The sequence below is a fragment of the Companilactobacillus halodurans genome (genome assembly GCF_009600985.1).
Lineage (GTDB): Bacteria > Bacillota > Bacilli > Lactobacillales > Lactobacillaceae > Companilactobacillus > Companilactobacillus halodurans.
This window is the reverse complement of sequence record NZ_VDFP01000178.1, coordinates 1-1264: the sequence shown is the minus strand read 5'-3', so window position 1 is coordinate 1264 and position 1264 is coordinate 1. Positions and strand designations below refer to the sequence as shown.

The following is a 1264-nucleotide window of genomic DNA, read 5'->3' as shown; positions in this document are numbered from 1 at the left end:
TTACTAACATAGTTGATCCAATTCCGTTTATACTTCCTACATACTTGCGTCCAAAATAGTTGGCCCAAACGATATTAGTGCCGATTCTCTCTAAACCATTAGCAACTCCCCATATAATTCCAAATATAATTGCTAAAACATAAGTAGTCACATGGCTCAACAATAAAAGAAGCCCAATCTCTATAATAAAAATAGTTAATAAAATGTAATTTGTTTTAATTTTGTCTGTAATCACACCTGAAACAAACGACATTGGTATACCAACTATAGCCATTAAACTCAATACTATAGCTGCAGAGGAAGCATTAAGACCATTATCACTGAATATGGACACAATATGAAAGGTTATACCTGTGTTAATCATTGAAGGAATCCCAACGCATATTAATAGCATCCAAAATGTGTTCGTTTTCGTAGCCTCTTTTAACGTCCAACTTTCTTCTAATATAATATTATTATCTTTGTTATTTTTATCTGTTGTAACCTTTTTACCGTCAGGTAATAATTTAAGTTCTTCTGGTTTATTATAGGTAAACAACCATACTATAGGGATGAACAAAATTAATATTAAAATCCCCCAAAATTGCCATGCAAAACGCCATCCCCATTGTGAGATTAACCACACATTAATGATAGGGAATATCATAGCACTAACAAAGCTACCTAATGTCATCATGCTAAAAGCTAAACCTCTTTTTTGTATAAACCATTGGGGAACAAGTGTGTTCGGTATTAATGTCATACTGCCTTGACCAAAAAGTCTTATTAAAAAGAAACCAATAAAAAGCATTAAAGTATTAGATATCATACTGTTTAAAAAACACGATAGAGCCAATAAACTTCCTGCGAACAAAATCATTTTCTTTTGTCCAAATTTATCAATAAAGCGTCCTACAATAATCATCGTAAAACCAGCGATTAAAGTAGCTATAGAATATATTGAGGAAACTTCTGTACGGCTCCATCCAAATGTTTGAATATATTCATCAATAAATGCTGCGTTTGAATAAGTTTGACCAGGGCCAGAGAAGAAAACAGTCAAGCCAGCAATAAATACAATAACCCAGCCATAATAGAAATTTTGGGTTTTCATCTAATATTCACCTCTAAAATAAAACTCAATCCGTGAAAGAATTGAGTTAGACAGACTATTTTACAATGACAACGGGAATTTCTGAACGTTTTGCTACTTTGTGACTGACGCTACCTAATACCATTTCTTGTAAACTATTTAATCCACGTGTTCCTAAAACAATAGCTTGAA

Annotated in this window: 2 protein-coding genes; both read right to left on the bottom strand. The window is 32.5% G+C overall.

What is annotated here, in order from left to right:
- Positions 1 to 1093 (bottom strand): MFS transporter (locus FHL06_RS13420; protein WP_153387126.1); only part of this gene is annotated, 1093 nt, incomplete at its 3' end.
- Between the two features lie 55 nt (positions 1094 to 1148).
- Positions 1149 to 1256, bottom strand: a complete 108-nt coding sequence (locus FHL06_RS13415; protein ID WP_337692580.1) for a universal stress protein — start codon at positions 1254 to 1256, stop codon at positions 1149 to 1151.
- Positions 1257 to 1264: the final 8 nt, after the last annotated feature.